Here is a 22516-nt window from a genome sequence, read left to right on the forward strand (position 1 = left end):
AAATGAGAACAGCAACAATAGCGGGAACAAAGCAGGAATATTTGGATTGGTTAAGTGAAAATGTAAGAGGTCTTTTAAATGACTGTTGTATGGGAGAAACCAGGGAGATGATATGTGAAGCAATGAAGGAGTATCCGGATGCGGCGCAGCCTCATAACCTGCTGGGAATTCTGATGGAGATGCAGGGAAACCATGTTGCAGCCATGAAGCATTTCCGGGCGGCTTCGGTACTGGATCCCACTTTTCTTCCTGCAAGAAAGAACATGGAGAACTACGGCAGCTTTTCCAGGCCGGGAGCAGCCGCATATACAATGGAGGACTGCGGAACGGCTGAAAAAAAGGAACACTTTAAAATTGAGTATGATGAAAACGGCATTGGCCATGTAGTTAAGAGAAATGGAGAAAACAAATGCTTTTTTCATTGAAAAAAGCCTGATGACGCGAATGAAAAGGGTCGGTAAGGCATTTCATACGAAATGCCCCGGCGTCACCCCCACTACCTTTTTAAACTTCTTAATAAAGTAAAAATAATCATTAAAGCCCACTGCTTCACTGATTTCAGCCAGGCTCAAATCGGTGTGGGAGAGCAGTTCCTTGGCCTTGCCTATTCTCAGCTCCGTCAGATACTGGGAATAGGTAAGGCCTGTTTCATTTTTTATCAGGAAGCTTACGTAAGAGGAATTCAGGTGAAAAAGCTCGGAGAGCTTTTTCAGGGAGACATCCTTTTCATAGTTTTCATTCAGATACTTGATAATCTGCATGAAGGAGGAGGCCTCAGATGCATTCTGAGGCTGCGGCGGAACAGGCTCCGGCATACGCAGGCGGGCTTCCATTTCTTCGAGGACATCTGCAAAGGAGCCGTAAGTTTCCGCAAGCTGTTCGTAACCGTTCAGGAAGTGTTCATCAGCTCCCGGAGAGGAATCAAGGAAGGGGCTGGCGTATACCAGGTTGTAAAAACGATAGGCGCTGCCGATATCCAGAAAAAGCGCGCAGTTCTGTTTTTGCAGCTTCTGTAGGAAGGCAAGGAGGGAATCCGGCGAAGCCAGCGCCTCCTGCAGCTGTCTGAAGAATTCCTCTGTAAGGCCGGCGGAAACGGGAACCTCCGTCAGACAGGAAGCGCCGGTGATAAAAAAATGGCAGGCCATCAATTCCGCCTCCGTCACCCTGTCCTTCAGCTGGGCGGGGGACAGGGGGGCGGCGGGCAGGCTGATGCCGCATTTTTCCGTGCTTTCCCCAATGAGGCGGCAGGCGGCGTCCCGCTGGAAGGGTTTTTCACTCAGGTACAGATACTTCCTTTTCCCCAGACGGACCGTAAGCCCGGCTTCAAGCGCTTCCCCGCAGTCCGGCATACGCACGGAGGAGGCGATATACAGTTCTCCGGCGGTGAAGCCGAAATCCCGGAGGATGCCGCGCAGGGGGGACTCTTCGCCTTCTTCCATATAATCCAGCAGTGTGTCGGCCTGCAGGGAAACCTCCCTTCGGATGTTCCGGACGGCCTGACGGAGGAACTTTTGCAGCTCGGGAATATCCACAGGCTTCAGGCAATAGCCCAGCACACCCAACTGGATAGCGCGCTGGGCATAGGAAAAGTCCGCATAGCCGCTAATCAGGATGATCTGGATATTGGGATTAGATTCGTGCAGCCTCTCACACAGCTCCAGGCCGTCCAGGCCGGGCATACGGATATCCGTGATAATGATATCCGCTTTTTGTTCTTCCGCAAGGCGGAGGGCTTCCAGCCCGTTGGAGGCGGTGCCCGCGGCGGAAAGCCCCAGCTTCGTCCAGGGAATAGAAGCGGTCAGCATTTTTACAATTCTGCTTTCATCGTCGGCAATGATAACACGAAACATAGATTTGCTCCTTTATAGGGTCTGCTTTGGAGGGGGACAGGAGGACTGATGAGGCCCCGTCAGGCAGGCTTCTGTGCGGCATCGGCGGGCAGTGTCAGAAGGATACGGGTTCCCTCCCCCGGTGAAGAATCCAGTGTAAGCCCGTAGTCCTTTCCATAGTTAAGAAGGATTCGGTGCGCTACGTTGAGTATGCCCACATGCTGCTGGGTATAGGTGTTAATGATGCTGATATCGGCCAGATGCGCCTGAAGCTGCGCAAGCTGGTCCGGAGGAATGCCGATTCCGTCGTCCTGGATAGTAATCAGCAGCCTGTTTTCCTGCACCCTTGCGCCGATGAACAGGGTACCCTTGCGTAAGGCGGGTTCTATGCCGTGGAAGACTGCATTTTCCACCAGCGGCTGGAGCAGGAACTTCATAATAGGTACATTCCCAGCCTCCGGGCGGACGCTGCAGATGACCTCCAGCTTCCCGGGAAAACGTGCCTTCTGGATATCCAGATAGGCCATGGTGATTTCCAGCTCCTGGGATAAGGGGACGATTGCCTGGCCCTTTACATTATACCGGAACAGCCTGGCCAGGGCGTCGGACATGCCGGCGATTTCCGGCACCTGCTCCTCAAGGGCAATGTCCCGGATGGATTCCAGGGTATTGTAGAGAAAATGAGGATTGATCTGGCTGCGCAGGAATTCCAGCTCCGCCTGCTTTTTTTCCAGCTCCGTTTCGTATAAGGAAACCGTGGTGTTGTAAAGCTGACGGGTTAGTGTCTGCTGCTCATCAAGGAGTTCATGGAAGGAAGCATTCAGAGTGCGGATTTCCGTACAGCCGTCCAAATGCAGGGGCTTTCTTTCTTTATTCAGGGGCTTCTGCCTGATTTCCCCGATATAGCAGGAAAGCTGATTCAGCGGTGAAACCATGTTATGGAGCAGTGTATACATGAAAAATGCCAGAAGTAAAAGTGAGGCCGTGATAATGAAGGTGATGATTACAGTGGTCTGCAGGACCTCCTGGTGAAGCTGGCGTTTATCAATAGCGCTGATGATATGGTACCCCATATCGGAAACCGGTGTAACGTAAATCAAATAGTCGTGGGTATCATAATCTACGGTCTCCCCTGCGGCTAAGGCGTTCTTTTTTTCACAGCTTTTCAGGAGATTGCGGGTGATATCCTCCGGACAGTTAAAGGAGAAAAGATTTTCCTTATTGTCAACAAGAAGAAAATAGGTGGTTCCCTCCTGTTGTGTAGGAAGAATAATCGGCGCCTTTTTTAAATCAATGGAGAGGATCAGGCTTCCCTGATATTTCCCGTAGTTGGCCATCTCATGCATACCATATACGTTGCAGCCGAAGACCATCCGTTTTTCCCGGGACCGGTTGGAATCCGTGAGAGGGGAGGACAGAAAACCGAAGCTGTAAAGTCCGTGGCTCCCTTCCATTTGTGCGGAAAGACGGCGCAGCGTAGCTGCATCATACACATTGGACCAGGACATTTCGGAGGATACCAGGGCAATATCGCTGATATCCTGGTTCATAATGGAATAAGAGGAAAACTGGACAAGCAGCTCCTTCACGTATTTCTGGGTTTCAGAGGAATAGGGAGTGTGTAGAAGCCCTTCGATATTACGGTCAAATAGCAGGGTGTTGAAAATGGAGTCAATACGCTGAAAAAGGTAGTTCATTTCTCCATCGAATTTCTGAGAGGTATTTCTAGCGTAGGCGGCGGCATTTTTCAGCAGCAGACGGTCCAGCGCAGTATAGGATACGACGGAAAGAATCAGGCAGAGGGCGGCCATGCACCCCAATATGATCTGAAACTGCTTCTTAATGGATAGCTTTGACATAATTCTCCCCCTTCCTTATGGATAAAAGTATAGCATACCCATCCCAAACCCTGTATGGAAAAATGCCGGATCCCACCTAAAGAAAATCCATTTTTATAAAAATAAGTTCCCGTTTCTAAAAATTATCCATTTTTTGAAACGGGAACTCCCCTGATTTGACCATACTTATTCGGCCTGTATTTTTCTATAATAATGACAGAAAGGCAAAACACAATAGCGAGGTGGGAAAAGGGATGAAACGAGAAAAAAAGGCGGCCCCGAAGCCAGGAGGGAATTTCAGGAAGCATCTGAAAAATGACTGGATGCTTTATACCATGCTGCTTCCGGTGCTTTTGTGGTACGTGATTTTCTGTTATCTGCCCATGGGAGGAATTACCCTGGCTTTTAAGAATTACCAGTACAACACGGGACTGTGGCACAGCCCCTGGATTGGGTTTACGCACTTTCAGGCCATGTTTAAGGATGCGGAGTTCTGGCGCGCCTTTAAAAATACATTGATTTTCAGCTTCGGGAAGCTGCTGTTTCATTTTCCAATGCCGATTTTAATGGCAATAGCCCTGAATGAAATCAGGCGGCCCGGTGTGAAGAAATTCTTCCAGACGGTTTTTACCTTCCCGCATTTTATTTCCTGGGTAGTGCTGTCAGGCATCCTCATCAGTATGTTTGCTTCCAATGGTATCGTAAACCAGGTACTGGGGGCGCTGCACCTTCCCCAGGTATCGCCGCTGATGTCGTTAACCTCCTTCCGGCCCTTTATCTGGATATCCAATATCTGGAAGGAATGCGGCTGGGACGCCATTATCTATATGGCCGCCCTGACCGGGATTGACCCGCAGCTTTATGAGGCGGCCAGCATAGACGGCGCCAACCGGTTCCAGAAAATGCGCTTCATCACCTGGCCGGGGATTCTGGGCGTTGTGTGCACCATGCTCATCCTCCAGATCGGCGGCATTATGGGAGGGGCTTCCTTTGACCAGATATTCAATCTGTATTCCTCCCCGGTCTATCCGGTGGCAGATATTATCGACACCTATGTATTCCGCCAGTCCTTCCAGGTGGGAACCAATTTTGGATATACCACGGCCATCGGCCTGCTGAAATCTGTAATCGGCGTTGTCATGATTACCGCGGCCAATAAAGCGGTGGTAAGCGTGGGAGAAGAAGGGCTGTTCTGACAGAGAGGAGGGAGAATTATGAAGAAGAAAAAAATATCACTGTTTGATGTGATTTTATACCTGGTTTTCGGGCTGGTTGCACTGATTACCATTTATCCGTTTTATAATGTATTGATTGTGTCCCTGGCTAATACATTGGCCAGCGCAACCTATTCTCCGTATCTGTATCCTCATGTATTTGATTTGACGGGGTATAAAACCATTATGAATGACCCCTATTTTTACAGGTCGCTGGGAACCACGCTGTTCGTTACCATTGTGGGAACCACCTTAAATATGGTATTCTCGGTTACGGCAGCCTATGTGCTGTCCAGAAAAAGGCTGATAGGAAGAAGATTTTTCCTCAGCGCGATTTTATTTACCATGCTGTTCTCAGGCGGGCTGATTCCCACCTATCTGGTGGTAAGCGGCCTTGGGCTGGACAACAGCATCTGGTCCATGATTTTTCCTAGCATGATAAGCACCTATTACCTGATTATCATGAAAAATTATTTCGTCAGCCTTCCCGCCAGCCTGGAGGAGGCGGCCAGGATTGACGGGGCCAATGAATTTGTGGTGATGACGCGTATTTTTATCCCTATTTCCAAGCCGTTTATGGCCACCTTCCTGCTGTTTTATGCAGTGGAGCGGTGGAACGAATGGTGGAACGCCTATCTGTATATCAGTGATAAAAATATCAAGCCGCTGCAGATTTATCTGCGGGATGTGCTGGTCAATTTCAACAGCCAGCTGGCAACCCAGGCGCAGTCCATGATGAGCACCCATAACAAGGTATTTGTCCAGTCCATCCAGATGGCGACTATTATCATCACCATGCTGCCCATCCTGTGTGTATATCCTTTCGTGCAGAAGTATTTTGTAAAGGGGGTACTGGTCGGTTCCGTTAAGGAATAGGCCTGAAAATAAAAAAAGAGAAGGAGAGAGAATATGAAAAAGATGAAGAAGTTATCAGCAGCTTTATTAGCGGTTACCGTAGCGGCGGGCTTACTGGCAGGCTGCGGCGGGCAGACAGGAACAAGCGCCCCGGCGGAAACGGGAAAAGCGCCGGAGGCCTCCGAGGCCGGGACAGCGGCGGCAGAAAACACAGAAGCCGCAGAAGCTGTTTCCGACAGTGCGGAACCGGTGGAGGTTACCATTGCCATATGGGGAGCTGAGGACGGATTGTCCGGCGGGGAAAATGATCCCATTTACAAGACAATAGAAGAAAAAACAGGCGTGAAGCTTGTGCCCCAGAATGTAACCTGGGACGATGCGGACCAGAAAATCCAGCTCTGGGCGACAAACGGCCAGCTTCCCGATATTTTTGCAGGGGATTTTGTGAGCAAGAACTTTTACGGGAAATGGATTGAGCAGGGTGTCATCCGCGCACTTCCCGATGATTTGTCCGCTTACCCCAATCTGAAGGAATACCTGAAGATGGACAGGGCGGTGGCGGCCATGAGAGACGGCCATTATTATATGATACCCCGTCAGACCTACGGTGACATCTCCTACAGTGTGCAGGACAGGAACGTGGTGTACCGCTGGGATCTGGCACAGGCGGCAGGCGTGACCAAGGAGCCGGAAACCTATGATGAATTCAGGGATATGCTGAAGAAAATTATCGAGGCCGACCCGGAAGGAAAGAATGTGGGCGGGCTTACCCAGGCGCTTCCCAGCCTGCTGGGCGGATTCATATACCCTTACGGCGGCATCATTGACAAAAAATGGGTGGTAAAGGACGATCAGTTTGTACCCGGCTATTTTGCAGGGGATATGAAGGCTGCCATGCAGCTTGCCAGGGATATGTACCAGGAGGGAACCATTGAAAAGGACGTGGCTCTTGCAAAGCTGGACACCTCTAAGGAGAAGTTCCTGCAGGGACAGTCGGCGGCCATGGTATTCGCCGGTTCCGGCCCGGCATGGCTGTATGATCAGATTGGAAAGGATTATGAAGCCCTGTACGGCCGCAGCTTCCTGGATGATGTGAAAATTGCAAAGCTGTATCCCGGCGCAGACGGAAAGAAATATTATTTTGTGGATACGGAATCCTGGTCGGAGAGCTATATTTCTGCGAATGTGGATGATGCCAAAATGGCAGCTATCTGCAAGCTGTATGATTTCCTTTACAGCGATGAGGGAAAACGGCTGGTATTCTGCGGTATTGAAGGCGAGGATTATGATTTGTCCGACGGTAATGTTGTGATGAAGGAAGGCGTGGATCTGGCCTCCAAGTATCCTTTCATGAACCCCAATTCCAGTGTGAACAGTATTGCCATGTGGAATCCTTCCGATTGGGATATGACATTCCCCAGCACACGTCCGATGGAGTACAGGGAACTCAATGAGGCAAGGCATCAGGATGCGGTTCAGAACGGTTATCTGCCCAAATACTATGATGCAATTATGTTCCTGAGCACACCGCTGAAGGATAACTTCGTATACAATACCGATGATGATCTCATGCAGATTATGATGGGGACGGAGCCGGTGGATAAGATGGTGGATGCGCTGATGGACAGCTATGAATCCAAGGGACTGAGCGATATGATTGCAGAGGTGAATGCAGCTGCCCAAGAGGCGGGCATTACCAAATAAAATTCAGGGCCGGCGGGAAACCGCGGTCTGATATAAAACGGCATAAATGCCGGAGACAGGCAGCGCAGCACCGTAACAGGAGGGCTGCGCCGCCTGTTTTTGAAAGAGAGGTAATCTGTATGAAAGGAAAAATCAGATCAGGCAGGGTGACTCAGGAGGAGGAATTCCTTTTTCCGGACAGTGAGCTTGGGACATTGCCGGAGAAGCTGCGGTTTGTTACCCCGTTGAATGGGAAAAGAGGGATACAGCTGCTTCTGCCCTCAGCTGGAGGCAAAGCGGTATGTTCCTTCATAAGTGAAGATTTTACGGCGGAATGGTATGAAATGAAGGCTGTACCGGTGGAGTATAATACAGGCAATGGTGTGGATCAGGGCGGAGGTATGGTACTTATGGAGCCGGTGAAGGAAAGGCCTCCTTATACGATAAAGAAAGCACCTTTCCAGGTTTATGACTGTCTGGCGCCGCGCCCGGAAGGAATTATGGAGGTAAAAGACGGGAAGGCGGCCATTTACCTTTGCCTTGTTCCTAAAGAGAAGATTCATGCGGGAACCTGTCAGGCGGAAATCAGGATTGACCTGGAGGAGGGAGAGTACAGCCTGAAGCTGGAGATCGAGGTGTATCCGGTGCGGATCCCCGGGGAAAGCTTTCAGATAACCAACTGGTTCAGTATTCCATCCATCTGCCGGTTCCATAATGTGAAACCGGAGGGGCAGGCATTTGGGGACATACTGGAAAAATATATATCCCTGATGCGCCGGGCACACCAGACCTGTTTTTATATACAATTGGATACATCCTGCGTGGCGGGTACTAATCCATACCGGTTTGACTTTTCTTATCTAAGGGAAAGGATTGCCCGTTTTTTTGACTGTGGCATGAAGTATTTGGAAATAGGCCCGCTTTTGACCAGAGGCATCCGTGAGGACGGTTCGCCTGATGTCTTTACTTCTTCTTTCCGTTGTATGGCCGCGCCGGACGTGGATCTTGATACCTGGGAAGGATATGAAATAACGGTTCGTCTTATCCGGGCTCTGGCCGATTTTCTGCGGGAAAACGGGTGGGACGATAAGGTGATGGTGCATATCCATGATGAACCGGATATTCATGTGGACTGCCCGGAAACGCTGGAGTCCAGAAAAAGGCAGTATTATCTTACAGCATCCGTGCTGCGCAAATATCTACCTGGAGCCCGGATTATTGAGGCCGTTAGCTCCGCAGCCTTCCGCGGCGGTATTGACATCTGGGTACCTGGCATGGCAGGCTTTGAAGCGGACAGGGAAGGTTTTGGGAGACTGACGGATTTAGGGGAAGAGGTATGGAACTATGTGTGCTGCGGTCCCCAGGGATACTGGCTGAACCGTTTCCTGGACTTTGCCCTGATTAAAAACCGGCTGCTCTTCTGGGGCTGTGAGGCTAACCATCTCACCGGTTTTCTGCACTGGGGCTTCAATCAGTTTCCGGAAGGGATGAATCCCTTCCAGGGAACCAGCTGTCCCAATGATACAGGGCTGGGGACAAATTTCCCCTGCGGGGATTCGTTCCTTGTCTATCCCGGGACAGAGAAGGAGGTCTGGCCGGGGATGCGTCTGGAAGCACAAAGGCGCGGGGCGGAGGACGTGGAACTTTTAAGGCTGCTGAAGGAAAAAAACGAAGAGCTGTATGATAAACTAATCGGCCGGATGTTTGTCAGCAACCAGGAATATTGTGACGATCCGCAGGTTATGGAGGAGGTATATGAGGAACTGCTTTGTGCCCTGAGTTAATAAAAATTTCAGGAAGCTTAAATCTTTATAAAGCCTTTCAGAATGCTTTTCCAAAAAAATATTTTGTGTTATGCTTATGGAAGCCGTGATGCGGCCAAAACATTACAGAATATCACCGTAATATTACCGGGCTGCAGTCTGTGAAGCAGGAATGCGGCCCGTGATAAAGGAAAAGGATTATGGAAGAGAAAAGAACGGAAGAATTACAGGAAAAGGATTTGGCGTCTGATCCTTTTACCCGGATTATACAAGGGGAGCGGCCTGAGGAGCTGCTGGAATCTGCGTTCCCTTTTATGGAGCTGATGAGCAGATACCGCTGCGCCATGATGGAGGTGGAAACCAAGCTCCGGGTTCTGGACGAGGAATTTTCCATGACCTATAACAGGAACCCCTTCGAAACCATTAAAGCCCGCCTGAAGAAGCCTATGAGCATCATTGAGAAGATGCGCAGGAAGGGTGTCCCCCTTTCGGTTGAGAATATAGAGCAGACACTGAACGATATTGCCGGGGTGCGCGTGATTTGCTCCTTCCCTGACGATATCTATGCGCTGGCCGCCATGCTGGTGAAGCAGGACGACATTAAGCTGATTGAGAAAAAAGATTATATTGCAAATCCCAAGCCCAACGGCTACCGCAGCCTGCATCTTATCGTGGAGGTGCCCATTTTCCTCTCCAACTGTAAGAAATACATGCGGGTGGAGGTGCAGTTCCGTACCATCGCCATGGATTTCTGGGCGAGCCTGGAGCATAAGCTGAAATACAAAAAGGACATTGACCACTCGGAGGAGATAGCGCAGGAGCTGGAGGTGTGCGCGGAAATCATCAGCAGCATGGATGAGAGGATGCAGGAGATACGCAACCGGATTGAGAGAGGATAGCGGGAAAATTGAATCAGGATTACAAAAAAGGTGCCGCGGCGGGGCATCTTTTTTTTCGGCTGAGAACGGAGGAGCGGCCGCCGGCTGGCCGGCGTTTTTTCCTTCCGGGCAGGGAAAATTATGCAGCAAGAAAAGGATTGTATTACCCTCTGAAATGCCTCATAATACATAGTGATGCAGGGATTCGCGGAGGAAGCCGGAAGGTTCCTTCCCAACTGCTGAGGGATGCCGTACCACAGGCAGGACTGTGGTATGCGGGAGGTATAGGTTTGAAAAAGACGCATAAACCGAACTACATTCATTTTGTGATTACCTATAATCTTGTTCTGCTGATACCAATGATCATTGTGTTTTGCAGTGTCTTTATTATGGAAGGCAGACAGCAGGTGCAGAAGATAGAGACGATGCTCAGAAGCTATGGTGAAAGGGAAGAGGAATACTGGCACCAGCAGATGAGCGTGGTCAATTTTTATAATACGGAATGCAGATATGATAAACGGTATAATTCTTATTATGCGGAGAAGCCGCCCGGGTATTTTCTGGATATTGAAACGGATCTGAAGCAGAAGGAAGAAAATTTCCCTTTTGTGGAGAATATTTATCTCTATCAGCCGGATCGGGAACGGGTGCTGTCCTCCGGCGGCCTGTATGAGGCGGATTATTTTTTTCAGTCCATCTGTATGATGGAACGGGATTTCCCGGAGGAAGAGGAAGCCATCTGTGCCAGAAAGGCGGTGGGGAAGCGGCAGCAGGAGAAAATGGTTCTGGTCTGCCCGCTGCATACCTGGGGAAAGTCGGGAGAAAACGAGGTGCAGTACCTTCTTTTTACCATAACAAGGGACAGGCTGAAGGAACAGTTCGGAATCAGCGAGTTTCCGGAAAGCGGCGTGACCAGGATCATTCACGACGGTGTGGTGCTGTATGAGCTGGGAAAGCCCGTCGATGGGCTGGAGGAGGAGAAGGATTATCTTACATACATGAGGGATTTGGATTCCGGGTTCCAGGTCATCCAGATGATTCCCAAAGCCGTGGTATATAAAAATATGGAGCCGTTTTTGAAGGGCTACGGCATCTGGTTTGGCTGTTCGGTGGTGACGGGCTTTGGCCTGGCTTTGTATTTTTCCAGGCGGCGTTACCGTTCCTTCCAGTGGCTTATGGAGAATAATGAGGAACTGGAGGAGGAACGCAACAGGCTGCGGGCGGAGAAATGCTTATATGAGCTTCTGAGACAGGATATCCAGGAGGGGGATGAACTGTGGAAAAGCTGCCTGGAAAATGGAATCTATGTGAACAGACGGTACAAATTTTTCGTTATTGTTCCCCAGGACAGTGAAAGAAACCAGGAGATATGCGAATTTTTCAATAAGCAGATGAGCGGCAGCAGTATTACCACCGCCTATCCGCTGGCTCTTTTTGAGGAGGCCAGGGTTTATCTGATCTGTTCGGACGAAACGAGAATAGAGCTTGAACAGAAGCGGGACAGGTGCAGCAAAATGGGCGCGGATATCGGAATCGGGGAGCTGTGCATGGACATATCCCGGATCCGGCAGTCCTACCGGGAGGCCTCCCGGGCGCTGCGCAGCCTGGATAAAACGGGAAAGGGCTATCCGGAGGTGGAGATGAACGCCTTCCGGGAAGCGGTGGAGCTTGGCGATACGCTGCGGGCGGATGTACTGCTGGAGGGGCTGTTCGATACGATAAAGGAAGTGAAGGAAACGGCGGCCGTCTGTATTCTCTGGGATATGCTGCGTATGGCGGAGCTGGATCCGGAGCTTTTATTCGAAGAGGAAAAAGACGGGCTTGTGAAATCCGCGGATCGGTGGAAGGAGCGGATAAGGGAGGCCCTGAGCTGCAGGAAGGAACAGGAGAGGCCGCAGCAGGCAGAAGCGGCCGGAGGCTACCGGAAGAAAAATATCGTGGATGTACTCACCTATATTCACGAGCATTACCTGGAGGACAATTTCTCCGTAAAATATATGGCCTCCGAATTTGAAACCTCCGTTTCCAACTTAAGCCATTTCTTTAAAAAGAATCAGGGTATGAGCATATCGCAATATGTGGAGAATATTAAAATGGATCGGGCCAGAGAGCTTCTGGAGGAAAGTGACAGAAAGGTATCGGAAATTGCCCGGCTGCTGAGATACGGAAGCAGCACGGTGTTCATTGAGGTGTTTAAAAAACAGACCGGTATGACGCCGGGGGCTTACAGGGAACAGATCAGGAAACAGGATTTTTAGTCGGCTGCATACAAAACGGGCTTTGGAGGAGACTCCCAGGCCCGTATTCTTTTAATGAATTGGAGGCTGAAAATTGAAAATTCCTGTATTATTTTCATGAAAGCGATACATTATTCAAATGTATGATATGTACGGAATGCAAAAATGACGATATGATTGGCACATCAGATACAGCTGGTGTGCATAGTGCACAAAAAGCTGCGAAAAAAGGAGGAAGGTAAATGAAGAAGAGATTTACCAAAATTGGTGCACTTGTATTGAGTGCGGTAATGCTTGGAGGAACCATACTGGGCGGATGCGGCGCTTCTGATAAGAAAGAGTCCGGCAGCGAAACCGTATCTAAGGAGACGCAGACGGCGGCAGCCGAAGCGGACAGCAATTTCAATGCGGAGGGGCTTCCCATTGTAAATGAGCCGGAAACCTTTGTGATAGCAGTGCCGGAAAGAAGCTCTATTAAATCGGCCGCCGAGAAAAACTGTGTCATTGAAACGGAAAAGGCAACGAATATCCATATCGAATGGATGGAAATACCCGCCTCAGGCTGGGATGAGAAAATCAATATTATGTTCAGTACGGACAGCCTTCCTGATGCGATTATCGGGGATGTGGATATGGCGAGAAACTTCGAACAGCTGGCGATCCTGGATGACTATCTGGATCAGTATGCACCGGCCGTAACCGAATTTTTCAGCACCAGGGATGATTATCCGCAGGCGCTGCTTTCCCCTGACGGTAAAATCCGTTCCCTGCCCACCGGTGATGAATCCACACAGAATATTATTGATACCCAGTACTGGATTAACGGCGCATGGCTGGATAAGCTGGGGCTGGATATGCCGGAAACCCCCGAGGAGCTTAAGGAGGTGCTGACAGCCTTCAGAGATCAGGATCCCAATGGAAACGGGGAAAAGGACGAAATTCCCTTTACCTTCAATTCCGCATGGGAATGGGGAAACGCCATAGACAATATGATGGGCGCCTTCGGCGTGATAGAGAACAGCAGCCATGTATTTACAAAGGATAATAAGGTAACTTTCAGCGCAAAGGAACAGGGATATTATGATGCGCTTTCCTATTTGAATGATTTATATAAGGAAGGCCTGATCGATAAGGATGTCTTTACCCTGAGCGACGATCAGTATGCGGCAAGGGATTCCTCCGGCAACAAGGTGGGAATGCTGGCAGGTTACAATCCGGGGGACTGTGGAACCGCCGATACGGACAGCTTCCGTGCGCTTCCCCTTCTGAAAAATGCTTCCGGGGACAGGATGGTGGGCATCAATAATGTGACAAGGACAGGCGGATTCGTCATCAGCAAAAACTGTAAGAATCCGGCGGCGCTGGTAAGATGGTATGACTATATCAATTCCACCCTGGAGCAGGCACTGTTATGGGGCCGCGGGGAACGCGGCGTATGGTGGGATATCGTGGAAAAGGACGGCAAAGAGGTTCCCATGTTCCTCACCATGGATGCACAGGTACTGGAAGAGCACGGCGGCTACAAGACAAAGGCTGAATACAGGAATGCGGAAAGCTTTGCAGGCGTCACCCCGTCCCTGTGGAGAAACGAATATGACCTTGCACTTATCTACGATGACAAATGGCCGAGAGATCTGAAGCTTGAGGCTGTAAAGGAACAGATGGAATACGGCGTGGTATCCCTGCCGGCCGGAACCGCTTCCCTGGAAAATGCGGAGAGAAGATCCGTGCTGAGTGCGGATATTGACACTTACCTTAAGAAATTCATTGCGGATTCCATCATTAACGGCATCGATGACGCGAAATGGCAGGATCACCTGAAAAAGCTGGAGAGCCTGAAGGTGGATGAATATACGGCGCTCTGCCAGGAATTCGTGGACTCCATGAACAAATAAGGCGCGGGCAGGCTGCGGGGATTTTAACCCCGCGGCTGGTCCGTTGAATTACACTCGCGCCAAAATGCGCGGACGGGAGCAGGTGTGAAAAAGCGGTTTCACACTCCCTTATTTTTATGTGCGCTTCAGCGCGCAGATGGGAGCATATATGAAAAGTAACAAAATGAATAAGAACAGGGGACGCAGCCTGAAAAAACTGAGAAGAAGCTGGGGCTGCTATCTTTTTGTCCTTCCCATGATGATTTATGTCCTGCTGTTCAGCTATCTTCCCATGTATGGGATCCAGCTGGCTTTTAAGGATTACAGAGTTGCCGACGGCATATGGGGAAGCGCCTGGGTGGGCCTGAAGCACTTTAAGACTTTTTTTGAATCCTATCAGTTTACGAATCTGGTATGGAACACGCTGGCGCTGAGCCTTTATTCTCTGATAGCGGAATTTCCGCTGCCCATACTGTTTGCCCTGTTTTTGAATTATATCAGCAGCAAAAAGCTGAAAAAGTTTTCCCAGATGGTGACCTATGCGCCGCACTTCATCTCCACAGTGGTATTCTGCGGCATGATTCTGATATTTCTTGCCAGCGACGGCATTATCAACCAGATTCTGATGATTCTGGGTATAGATCCGGTGAATTTCCTGTCAAATCCTGCGAATTTCCGGCATATTTATGTCTGGTCCGGAGTGCTTAAGGGAATCGGCTGGGGGTCCATCATGTACATATCGGTGCTCACCTCCGTAGGGCCGGAGCTTCATGAAGCGGCTACGGTGGACGGTGCGACCAGATTCCAGAGAATGCTTTTTATCGACATACCGTCTATTATTCCCACCATGGTGATTATGCTCATCATGCGTACCGGAGAGATCATGGACGTGGGCTTTGAAAAGGTATTCCTGCTTCAGAACAATATTAACCTGGATTATTCCGAAATTATTTCCACCTATGTTTATAAGGTGGGCATCCAGGGCGGGCAGTTCAGCTATTCGGCGGCAATCAGTGTTTTCAACAACGTGATAAACCTGCTGCTGCTTCTGGCGGTCAATACGATTGCGCGCCGGACTTCGGAAAACAGTCTGTGGTAGGAGGCAAGGTCTGAAAGACGCAGCATTGCAGGCATGCCTGCGATATGCAGAAAGAGGTAATTATGAAAAATTTTAAACGGCTGTGCCTGTCGGATAAGGTATTTCTGACAATTGTCTATGCAAGCGTAATATTGCTTACACTGGCGGTGCTTTACCCGCTGTGGTTCGTTATCATTGCATCTGTGAGCAGCCCGGAGCTGGTGGCCTCCGGGAAGGTTCTTCTTTTTCCCAAAGGGGTTACCTGGGAGGGCTACCGTTATATCCTGAGCGACAGGCGGATTTGGACAGGTTATTACAACACCATCCGGTATACGCTGTTCGGTACGCTGATTGCCCTGTTCCTCACCATTCCGGCAGGCTATGCCCTTTCCCGGCCGGATATGGCGGGCAGGGGCGTTGTCATGAAGCTGCTGATCATCACCAAGTATTTTTCAGGCGGCCTGATTCCCACCTACTTAATCGTCAAAGGGCTGCATCTCACCGATACGCCCTATGTACTGATGATACTTGGCTCTTTTTCCGTATTCAACCTGATACTGTGCCGCACCTTTTTTGTAAATACGCTGCCGCTGGAGCTGCAGGAGGCCGCGGAGATCGACGGCTGCAACATGTTCCAGTATTTTATGAGGGTGGTAATCCCTCTGTCCAAGGCAATCATCGCCATTATGGTTCTGTATTATGCGGTAGGGCACTGGAACTCCTTCTTTAATGCGCTGATTTATGTCAATAACAACAAGCTCTATCCGCTGCAGCTGATCCTGAGGGACATTCTGATTACCGGCCAGTCCGTGGATCCTTCAGTGACAGACCCGGAATCTATCGAATTAATGAAGGAAATCGCACGTACCATAAAATACGGGGTAATTATCGTCTCCTCCCTGCCGGTGCTTGTGCTCTATCCTTTTGTACAGAAATATTTTGTTAAGGGCGTAATGATCGGATCGGTAAAGGGGTGAATGCTGTGGAACAAAAAAATGTGCTTATTATATATACGGATCAGCTCAGAAGAGATGTGCTGGGCTGCTACGGCGGGCATGAGGTATTAACGCCCCATATTGATTCCATCGCTGAGGAGGGGCTTGCGTTGGATGAGTTTTATACGCCCAGCGCCGTCTGCACACCCTCCAGAGGCTGTTTTATGACCGGCCGTTATCCCCATGCCAACGGGGCCTACAGGAACGGCGTCCCTGTAGGGATGCAGGAGCATGGCTTCGCGGAGGCTTTTCGTCTGGCGGGGTATCAGACCGGGTATATCGGAAAATGGCATCTGGCAGATCACAAGGAAAGTGGGGACCTGCTGGGAGAATATAATCCGCTGGGGTTTGAGGACTGGAAGGATAAGGTGGAGTTTGGACATTGCAAATCCGTAATCAGGACACAGGACGGCATCCGGCCGGAACGCTGTGTTGGGGATGAACGCACTTATACGACGGACTGGCTTGCGGATGAGGCTGTTTCTTTTATGGAGCAAAGGCAGAAGGAAAAGCCATTCCTTTTGATGGTGAGTATTCCGGATCCCCATCAGCCTCATGAGGTGAGGGCCCCCTATGATACCATGTTTGATCCGAAGAGGATGGAAATCCCGGAAAGCTTTTATGACAGGGAAATTCCGGACTGGGCGGATAGGGATACCTGGGGAAGGAACCATTATTTCCCTCTGGGCATATTCGAACGGGAAGGGCATCTGGCCAGGCTGAAGGCTCAGTATCTGGGGTCTGTGAAATGCATTGATGACAATGTGGGGAAAATGCTGTATTATTTAAAGATAAACGGCCTATGGGATAACACGATAGTGATTTTTACCACAGATCACGGAGAATATATGGGAGATCACGGCCTGCTGGAGAAAAACAACCTGTATGAAAGCGTATATCATCTGCCGCTGGTAATGCACCTGCCGTGTAAGGCTGAAACAGGCGTGCGCAGCAGCACCTATCTGGATGTGGTTGATTTTGGCGTGACACTTTCCGGGCTGGCGGGGATTGACTATCCCTTTGCGGTTCACGGCACGGATAAATCAGAGGATCTGCTTAAAGGTGAGGCGCACTATCAAAGGGAGCTTTATATTCATCCAAGCGATGTGCCCAGGGCGGGGATACTGACGGAAGACTATGAGCTGGCCTATGTGGGTCGGGGAAATACGGGAGAGATTTTCCATGACCATGTTCTGTTCGATATGAAAAAGGATCCTCTGCAGAGAAGGAATCTCTATCAGGAAGAGGAATATCAGGCTGTGGTGGAGGAGCTGACACGGAAGATGAAGGAGCATCATAAGAAGTATCGTACGCCGAAGCGCTTTCTCCCAAGGGAGGTATGGTATTGAATTCGAAAAAGGGTATGCCGAATATTATTTTTATTTTAACGGACGATCAGGGGGCGTGGGCCATGCACTGTGCGGGCAATGAAGAAATACAGACGCCCAACCTGGATTACCTGGCGGAGCACGGAACAAGATTTACCGATTTTTTCTGTACTTCCCCTGTCTGTTCGCCCGCGAGGGCTTCGATTCTGACGGGAAGGATTCCCTCCCAGCACGGCGTGCACGACTGGATCGCGTCGGGAAATGTGGATCAGGGGAAGCTTTCAGAGGAGCTTAAGAAGAGTGGGGAGTTCAGGCTGGAGGACAGGCCTATCGGATATCTGGATGGAATGCCCGCCTATACGGATGTGCTGGAACGGCACGGCTACACCTGCGCCCTGTCCGGTAAATGGCATCTGGGGGACAGCCTGCGCCCACAGCATGGATTTTCCAAATGGTATACAATCGGACGCGGCGGCTGCCATTATATGCGCCCGGATATGGTGGAGGACGGTGTCCTGCATCAGGAAAAGCGGTATGTGACGGATCTGATTACCGATCATGCGCTCACCTTCCTGGAGGAATTATCCGCGCAGGCTGCGCCCTATTATTTGGGCGTGCACTATACCGCTCCTCACAGCCCATGGGAAGAGGAGGAGCATCCCGCGGAGTATATAGAACGCTACCGCAGCTGTCCATTTGACTCCGTTCCCGAAAAAGAACCCCATCCCAGGCAGATACCTACGGCTCCCATGGGGACGGGGGAACACAGGAAGGAACTGCTGAGAGGCTACTATGCCGCAATTACTGCCATGGATCATGGCGTGGGGAGAATTCTTGATTTCCTGCGGGAAAAAGGGGAGCTGGAAAATACCCTTATATTCTTTATGGCGGACAATGGAATGAATATGGGGCATCATGGGATCTGGGGAAAAGGAAACGGAACCTTCCCCTTCAACATGTATGATACCTCCGTAAAGGTGCCCTTCCTCGTTTCCTGGCCCGCGGCGCTGCCCCAGGGGCAGGTGGTTACAAGCATGCACAGCCAGTATGACTTTTTCCCTACGCTCATGGATCTGCTGGGGATGAAGGAGGAATTTCCGTCCGGCCTGCCCGGCAGAAGCTTCCGCAGGGCTCTGGAAGGGGAAAACCTGGAAGGGGAAGCGGTGGTGGTTCTGGATGAATACGGCCCCAACCGCATGATAAGGACCAGGGAATGGAAGCTGGTGCACAGATACCCTTACGGGCCGGACGAGCTGTATCATCTGACGGAGGATGCCGGGGAGGAGCATAATCTGATCCATAAAGAGGAATATGAAGGGATCAGACGGCTTCTGCTGGCAGAGCTTGAGGAATGGTTTGCCAAATATGTGAACCCCGCCATGGATGGCAGCCGTGAAGGCGTTTACGGGATGGGGCAGACCGAGAGGGCGGGCGTTTATGCAAAGGGGAGGAAGAACTATATCCCCTGCAAGGGGGCGTGCCCGCCTGACTGGCCTGATAATTAAGCAAGACTGCAGCAGCATCCGGCAGGAAATTACCTGCCGGCGCAGTAAAAAGCAAGTATGGCAAAAAGATAAATGTGCGCGGGATAGAAGATATAGAAAAAATACTTCATCCCCGCGCCTTTTTGTTTATTATAAAGCAGCATGACGGGCAGGGCGAATATCATCATCCATTGGATATCCGTGGTGAAAACGCTCAGCAGGCCCTCCCCTGAGCGGTGGCCCGTGAATAAGATAAACAGACAGAACAGCGTATAAAACAGGGAAAGCTTCTTTTTACTGTCCAGGCAAAAGTAGAAGCCCACGCCAAGCAGGACAAATGCAAAACTCCCCTCACAGAACAGGAGCGATGGGACGAAGGCCATGATAGCTGTGGAAACGGCGGTAAGCCTGGGTACGAGTATTGTAAGGACTATCAGAATGCTGCTGACAACAGGAATGGACATCAGGAGCAGATAGCGTATAAACGGCTGCCCTTCCCTTTTTCTTTCCCGTATTTTTCGGATACAGTAGATTACCAGGGAGCTGATAAACAGGGTGGAAAAAATATTGTTCATAACAATCCCCCCGCCGGGCAGAGGAAAATAAGTATTAATCAGCTTATTCCCAAAACTCATGAACACGGAGCCGGCCCACAGACGCAGCATATATTTTTCGGGATGCCTTGTATACCGAATCCCATTTGCCGAGATGAAAATAAACAGCGGGGCGGACACCCTCCCCAGCATGGTAAACCACATTGGAATATCCCAGATCCCGGAAAATATATAGTGGATGTGGTCGAAGACCATAAGTATCAATGCAATTACTTTGATTTGAAAGCTGTTAAGCCCTTTCTGTGACATTTCTTTCTCCTTTTCTTTTACTTTGGGGTTCGTCCGCAACTTCGGGTATGAGGCCGCCATAGCCACAAATATGAAGCTGAGGACGAACCTTCTTTGGATGCTTCTCGCACTTTTTATAAGTATAATTGAAAATGAACATTTATACCTTAATGCTGCCTTTCATATACCTTACATTTTTGTCACCTTGCTGCAGTTAAAAAGGGGTATATTTCGGAAGAACTTACAGAAGCGCATTTCATACAGTATGGAAGACATTCTGTTCCAGCATCCTTCCGGCAAATTCAAAAAATTATATTAAATCTTCCTGCGTCAGTTGAATTTACCGAAATGTGCGCTATAATATTCTTCAACATGCCGCCGGGAAGAAAGAATCTCCGGCGGGGCTAAGAATGTACAATCTGTAACAACAGGAGTGAATAGCGTGAGAATCAAAGTAAAACAGATGATACTGATAATTGTGGTATCCGCCGTTGTTTACCTGGTAGTAGGGGCAATGGCGCCTTTTATAAAATATAAGGAGGTCAGCAGCCAGGCCGGGGATTCCTTCCGGCCGGAAGACTTCCGCAGCGGGGAAACGGGCATGGACAGGGCCATGATTCTGGAAACGAGCCAAAGTGCCTGGGAACACCGTCTCCGTCTGCTGGACGGTGCGAAGTCGCGTATTATATTGAGTACTTTTGACATGCGCAATGGGGAGAGCACAAAGGATCTGCTTTCCGTAATTTTACATAAGGCGGAAGAGGGCGTGCAGGTACAGATTCTCGTGGACGGCTTCAGCGGCCTGATCAGGATGGAGCCTGACCCGCTATTTTACGCAGTATCCTCCCATCCCAATATCCGGATTAAAATATACAATCCCATCAACCTGCTTGCCCCCTGGAAGAGCCAGGGCAGGATGCATGATAAATATGTTATAGTGGACGACGGCGCCTATATTCTGGGCGGACGCAATACCTTCGATTATTTTCTGGGAGATTATGATACCAAAAATAAGAGCCTGGACCGGGAGGTGCTGGTTTACAATACCGGTCAGGGCGGCGCTGACAGCCATGAAAGCTCGCTTTTTCAGGTGGAGGAATACTTTGAAGGCGTATGGAATATGCCGGAATGCAGGCTTTTCCATGATGATGAAAGCCTGCGGGACAAAAAGCGCATAAAAGAGCAGACGGCGCTCCTTGAGAAAAGATATGAAGCTCTTCAGGAAAATTATAAGGAGCTTTTTGACGGCTCCTATGACTATCTGTCCCATACTGTGCCCACGAACCGGATACGCCTTGTATCAGGCCCCACGGGAATCTACGGCAAGGAGCCGGACGTATTTTACACGCTGACCGAGCTGATGAAACGGGCGGAAAAACGAGTGGTCATCCACACGCCGTATGTAGTGACCAATGACTATATGAATCAGACGCTTTCTGAAATCGTCAACACGGTCCCTGATGTGAAAATGGTCATCAACTCCGTGGAAAACGGAGATAATTTTGTGGCCTCCAGCGATTATCAGTACCATAAAAAGGATGTGGTGGCTACAGGCATCAAGCTGTACGAGTATGACGGCGGCTACTCCACCCATGGAAAATCCCTGGTGATAGATGACGATCTGTGCGCCATAGGTTCCTATAATTTTGACCTGCGCAGTACCTATATGGATACGGAGCTTATGCTGGTAATCCAGAGCGAAGAACTGACCGGACAGCTCCTGGGCTATATGGGCGAAATCGAAAAGGACTGCCGCACTGTGGTGGATACACATAATTATATCGTCCCCGATCATGTGACTGTGGCAGAAGTCCCCTTTTGGAAAAGAGCGGCCTGGAAGGTGGTGGGGCTTCTGCTCCAGCCGGTGCGTGTGCTGGCCTGAGAATCCCGGAAGAGGCTGAACAGTTACAGATTTCCCCTGAATAATTAACATAAGAAAAAAGCGAAAAGGAAGGCATGAAAATTCGGTATGGAAACAAACGCAAAAAATTTTACCATGAGAATGGCTGTTATGGAGGACGCGCCTGAAATACTGGCGATTTATGAACCCTATATACGCAAGACAACGATTACCTTTGAATATGAGGTGCCCACAGTGGAGGCCTTCCGACAGCGGATGGCCGGCATTCTCGGCGCATACCCTTATCTGGTATGTGAAATGGACGGAAAAATCGCGGCCTATGCCTATGCCCACCGCTTCCAGGAGCGGGCGGCCTACCAGTGGAACGCAGAACTTTCCGTATATGTGGATGAGAACTGCACGGGGATGGGCATGGGAAAAGCCCTGTATCAGGCCCTGATAGAAATACTGAAATGCCAGAATGTAAAAAATGCATATGCCCTGGTAACAAGCCCCAATGAAAAAAGCGATGCCCTCCATAAATCAATGGGCTTTACGCTTGAGGGAGTGTCCCATAATACCGGATATAAGATGGGCAAATGGCTGGATGTATCCAGCTATGTCAAGGCAATTGGCCCACATGATCCACAGCCGGCGGAAATCATCCCTTGTTCTGCGGTGGGAGAAGAGCGGATTGCGGCGATTTTAGGGCGGATACAGGGAAAACAGTGAGGAACTGCAAAACATTGGGATACTCTTTAGGAGGGCAGCCCCTTAC

At 49.9% G+C, this 22516-nt stretch carries 17 protein-coding genes; 14 read left to right on the top strand and 3 right to left on the bottom strand.

Annotation, left to right across the window (positions count from 1 at the left end):
• Positions 1 to 2: 2 nt before the first annotated feature.
• Positions 3 to 425 carry a tetratricopeptide repeat protein gene (locus HMPREF1548_RS17255; protein ID WP_021637667.1) on the top strand — a complete coding sequence of 141 codons (423 nt, stop codon included), beginning with the start codon at positions 3 to 5 and terminating at the stop codon, positions 423 to 425.
• A 42-nt stretch (positions 426 to 467) separates the two neighbouring features.
• On the opposite strand, the gene HMPREF1548_RS17260 is transcribed toward HMPREF1548_RS17255, so the two are convergent.
• Entirely contained in the window at positions 468 to 1850 is a 1383-nt protein-coding gene (locus tag HMPREF1548_RS17260) for a response regulator transcription factor (protein WP_021637668.1), read from the bottom strand.
• 59 nt (positions 1851 to 1909) lie between these two features.
• Positions 1910 to 3688 carry a cache domain-containing sensor histidine kinase gene (locus HMPREF1548_RS17265; RefSeq protein WP_021637669.1) on the bottom strand — a complete coding sequence of 593 codons (1779 nt, stop codon included), beginning with the start codon at positions 3686 to 3688 and terminating at the stop codon, positions 1910 to 1912.
• Between the two features lie 233 nt (positions 3689 to 3921).
• Here HMPREF1548_RS17265 and HMPREF1548_RS17270 point away from each other — a divergent pair, with 233 nt between their 5' ends.
• The 11 genes from HMPREF1548_RS17270 to HMPREF1548_RS17320 all read left to right on the top strand — a co-directional run bounded on the left by HMPREF1548_RS17270 (position 3922) and on the right by HMPREF1548_RS17320 (position 19077).
• Positions 3922 to 4863 carry an ABC transporter permease gene (locus HMPREF1548_RS17270; protein WP_035322686.1) on the top strand — a complete coding sequence of 314 codons (942 nt, stop codon included), beginning with the start codon at positions 3922 to 3924 and terminating at the stop codon, positions 4861 to 4863.
• A gap of 18 nt (positions 4864 to 4881) precedes the next feature.
• Positions 4882 to 5757: a carbohydrate ABC transporter permease gene (locus HMPREF1548_RS17275; protein ID WP_021637671.1), complete on the top strand. Its 876-nt coding sequence runs from the start codon at positions 4882 to 4884 to the stop codon at positions 5755 to 5757.
• 33 nt (positions 5758 to 5790) lie between these two features.
• The gene (locus HMPREF1548_RS17280; protein ID WP_021637672.1) at positions 5791 to 7440 is read left to right on the top strand and encodes an extracellular solute-binding protein; all 1650 of its coding nucleotides are present in this window, start codon (positions 5791 to 5793) and stop codon (positions 7438 to 7440) included.
• 119 nt (positions 7441 to 7559) lie between these two features.
• Positions 7560 to 9203: a DUF4091 domain-containing protein gene (locus HMPREF1548_RS17285; protein WP_021637673.1), complete on the top strand. Its 1644-nt coding sequence runs from the start codon at positions 7560 to 7562 to the stop codon at positions 9201 to 9203.
• Between the two features lie 179 nt (positions 9204 to 9382).
• Positions 9383 to 10081, top strand: a complete 699-nt coding sequence (locus tag HMPREF1548_RS17290) for a GTP pyrophosphokinase (RefSeq protein WP_021637674.1) — start codon at positions 9383 to 9385, stop codon at positions 10079 to 10081.
• A gap of 269 nt (positions 10082 to 10350) precedes the next feature.
• The gene (locus HMPREF1548_RS17295) at positions 10351 to 12318 is read left to right on the top strand and encodes a helix-turn-helix domain-containing protein (protein WP_157065703.1); all 1968 of its coding nucleotides are present in this window, start codon (positions 10351 to 10353) and stop codon (positions 12316 to 12318) included.
• A gap of 221 nt (positions 12319 to 12539) precedes the next feature.
• Positions 12540 to 14192, top strand: coding sequence for an extracellular solute-binding protein (locus HMPREF1548_RS17300; RefSeq protein ID WP_021637677.1), 1653 nt, complete (start codon positions 12540 to 12542; stop codon positions 14190 to 14192).
• 148 nt (positions 14193 to 14340) lie between these two features.
• On the top strand, positions 14341 to 15270 hold the full coding sequence (locus tag HMPREF1548_RS17305) for an ABC transporter permease (RefSeq protein ID WP_025488282.1): 930 nt from the start codon (positions 14341 to 14343) through the stop codon (positions 15268 to 15270).
• A gap of 62 nt (positions 15271 to 15332) precedes the next feature.
• Entirely contained in the window at positions 15333 to 16226 is an 894-nt protein-coding gene (locus HMPREF1548_RS17310) for a carbohydrate ABC transporter permease (RefSeq protein WP_051358430.1), read from the top strand.
• Positions 16227 to 16231: 5 nt separating this feature from the next.
• Positions 16232 to 17593, top strand: a complete 1362-nt coding sequence (locus HMPREF1548_RS17315) for a sulfatase family protein (RefSeq protein WP_035322687.1) — start codon at positions 16232 to 16234, stop codon at positions 17591 to 17593.
• On the top strand, positions 17590 to 19077 hold the full coding sequence (locus HMPREF1548_RS17320) for a sulfatase family protein (RefSeq protein WP_276945658.1): 1488 nt from the start codon (positions 17590 to 17592) through the stop codon (positions 19075 to 19077). Before HMPREF1548_RS17315 ends, HMPREF1548_RS17320 begins: the two co-directional genes overlap by 4 nt.
• Before the next feature lie 29 nt (positions 19078 to 19106).
• On the opposite strand, the gene HMPREF1548_RS17325 is transcribed toward HMPREF1548_RS17320, so the two are convergent.
• Positions 19107 to 19919, bottom strand: a complete 813-nt coding sequence (locus HMPREF1548_RS17325; protein ID WP_035322689.1) for a TraX family protein — start codon at positions 19917 to 19919, stop codon at positions 19107 to 19109.
• Between the two features lie 421 nt (positions 19920 to 20340).
• On the opposite strand from HMPREF1548_RS17325, the gene HMPREF1548_RS17335 reads away from it, so the two are divergent.
• Together HMPREF1548_RS17335 and HMPREF1548_RS17340 are read left to right on the top strand one after the other, a co-directional pair.
• Positions 20341 to 21780, top strand: coding sequence for a phospholipase D family protein (locus HMPREF1548_RS17335; protein ID WP_035322690.1), 1440 nt, complete (start codon positions 20341 to 20343; stop codon positions 21778 to 21780).
• A gap of 87 nt (positions 21781 to 21867) precedes the next feature.
• Positions 21868 to 22470, top strand: a complete 603-nt coding sequence (locus HMPREF1548_RS17340) for a GNAT family N-acetyltransferase (RefSeq protein WP_021637685.1) — start codon at positions 21868 to 21870, stop codon at positions 22468 to 22470.
• Positions 22471 to 22516: the final 46 nt, after the last annotated feature.

It is taken from the genome of Clostridium sp. KLE 1755, assembly GCF_000466465.2.
Taxonomy (GTDB): domain Bacteria; phylum Bacillota; class Clostridia; order Lachnospirales; family Lachnospiraceae; genus Eisenbergiella; species Eisenbergiella porci.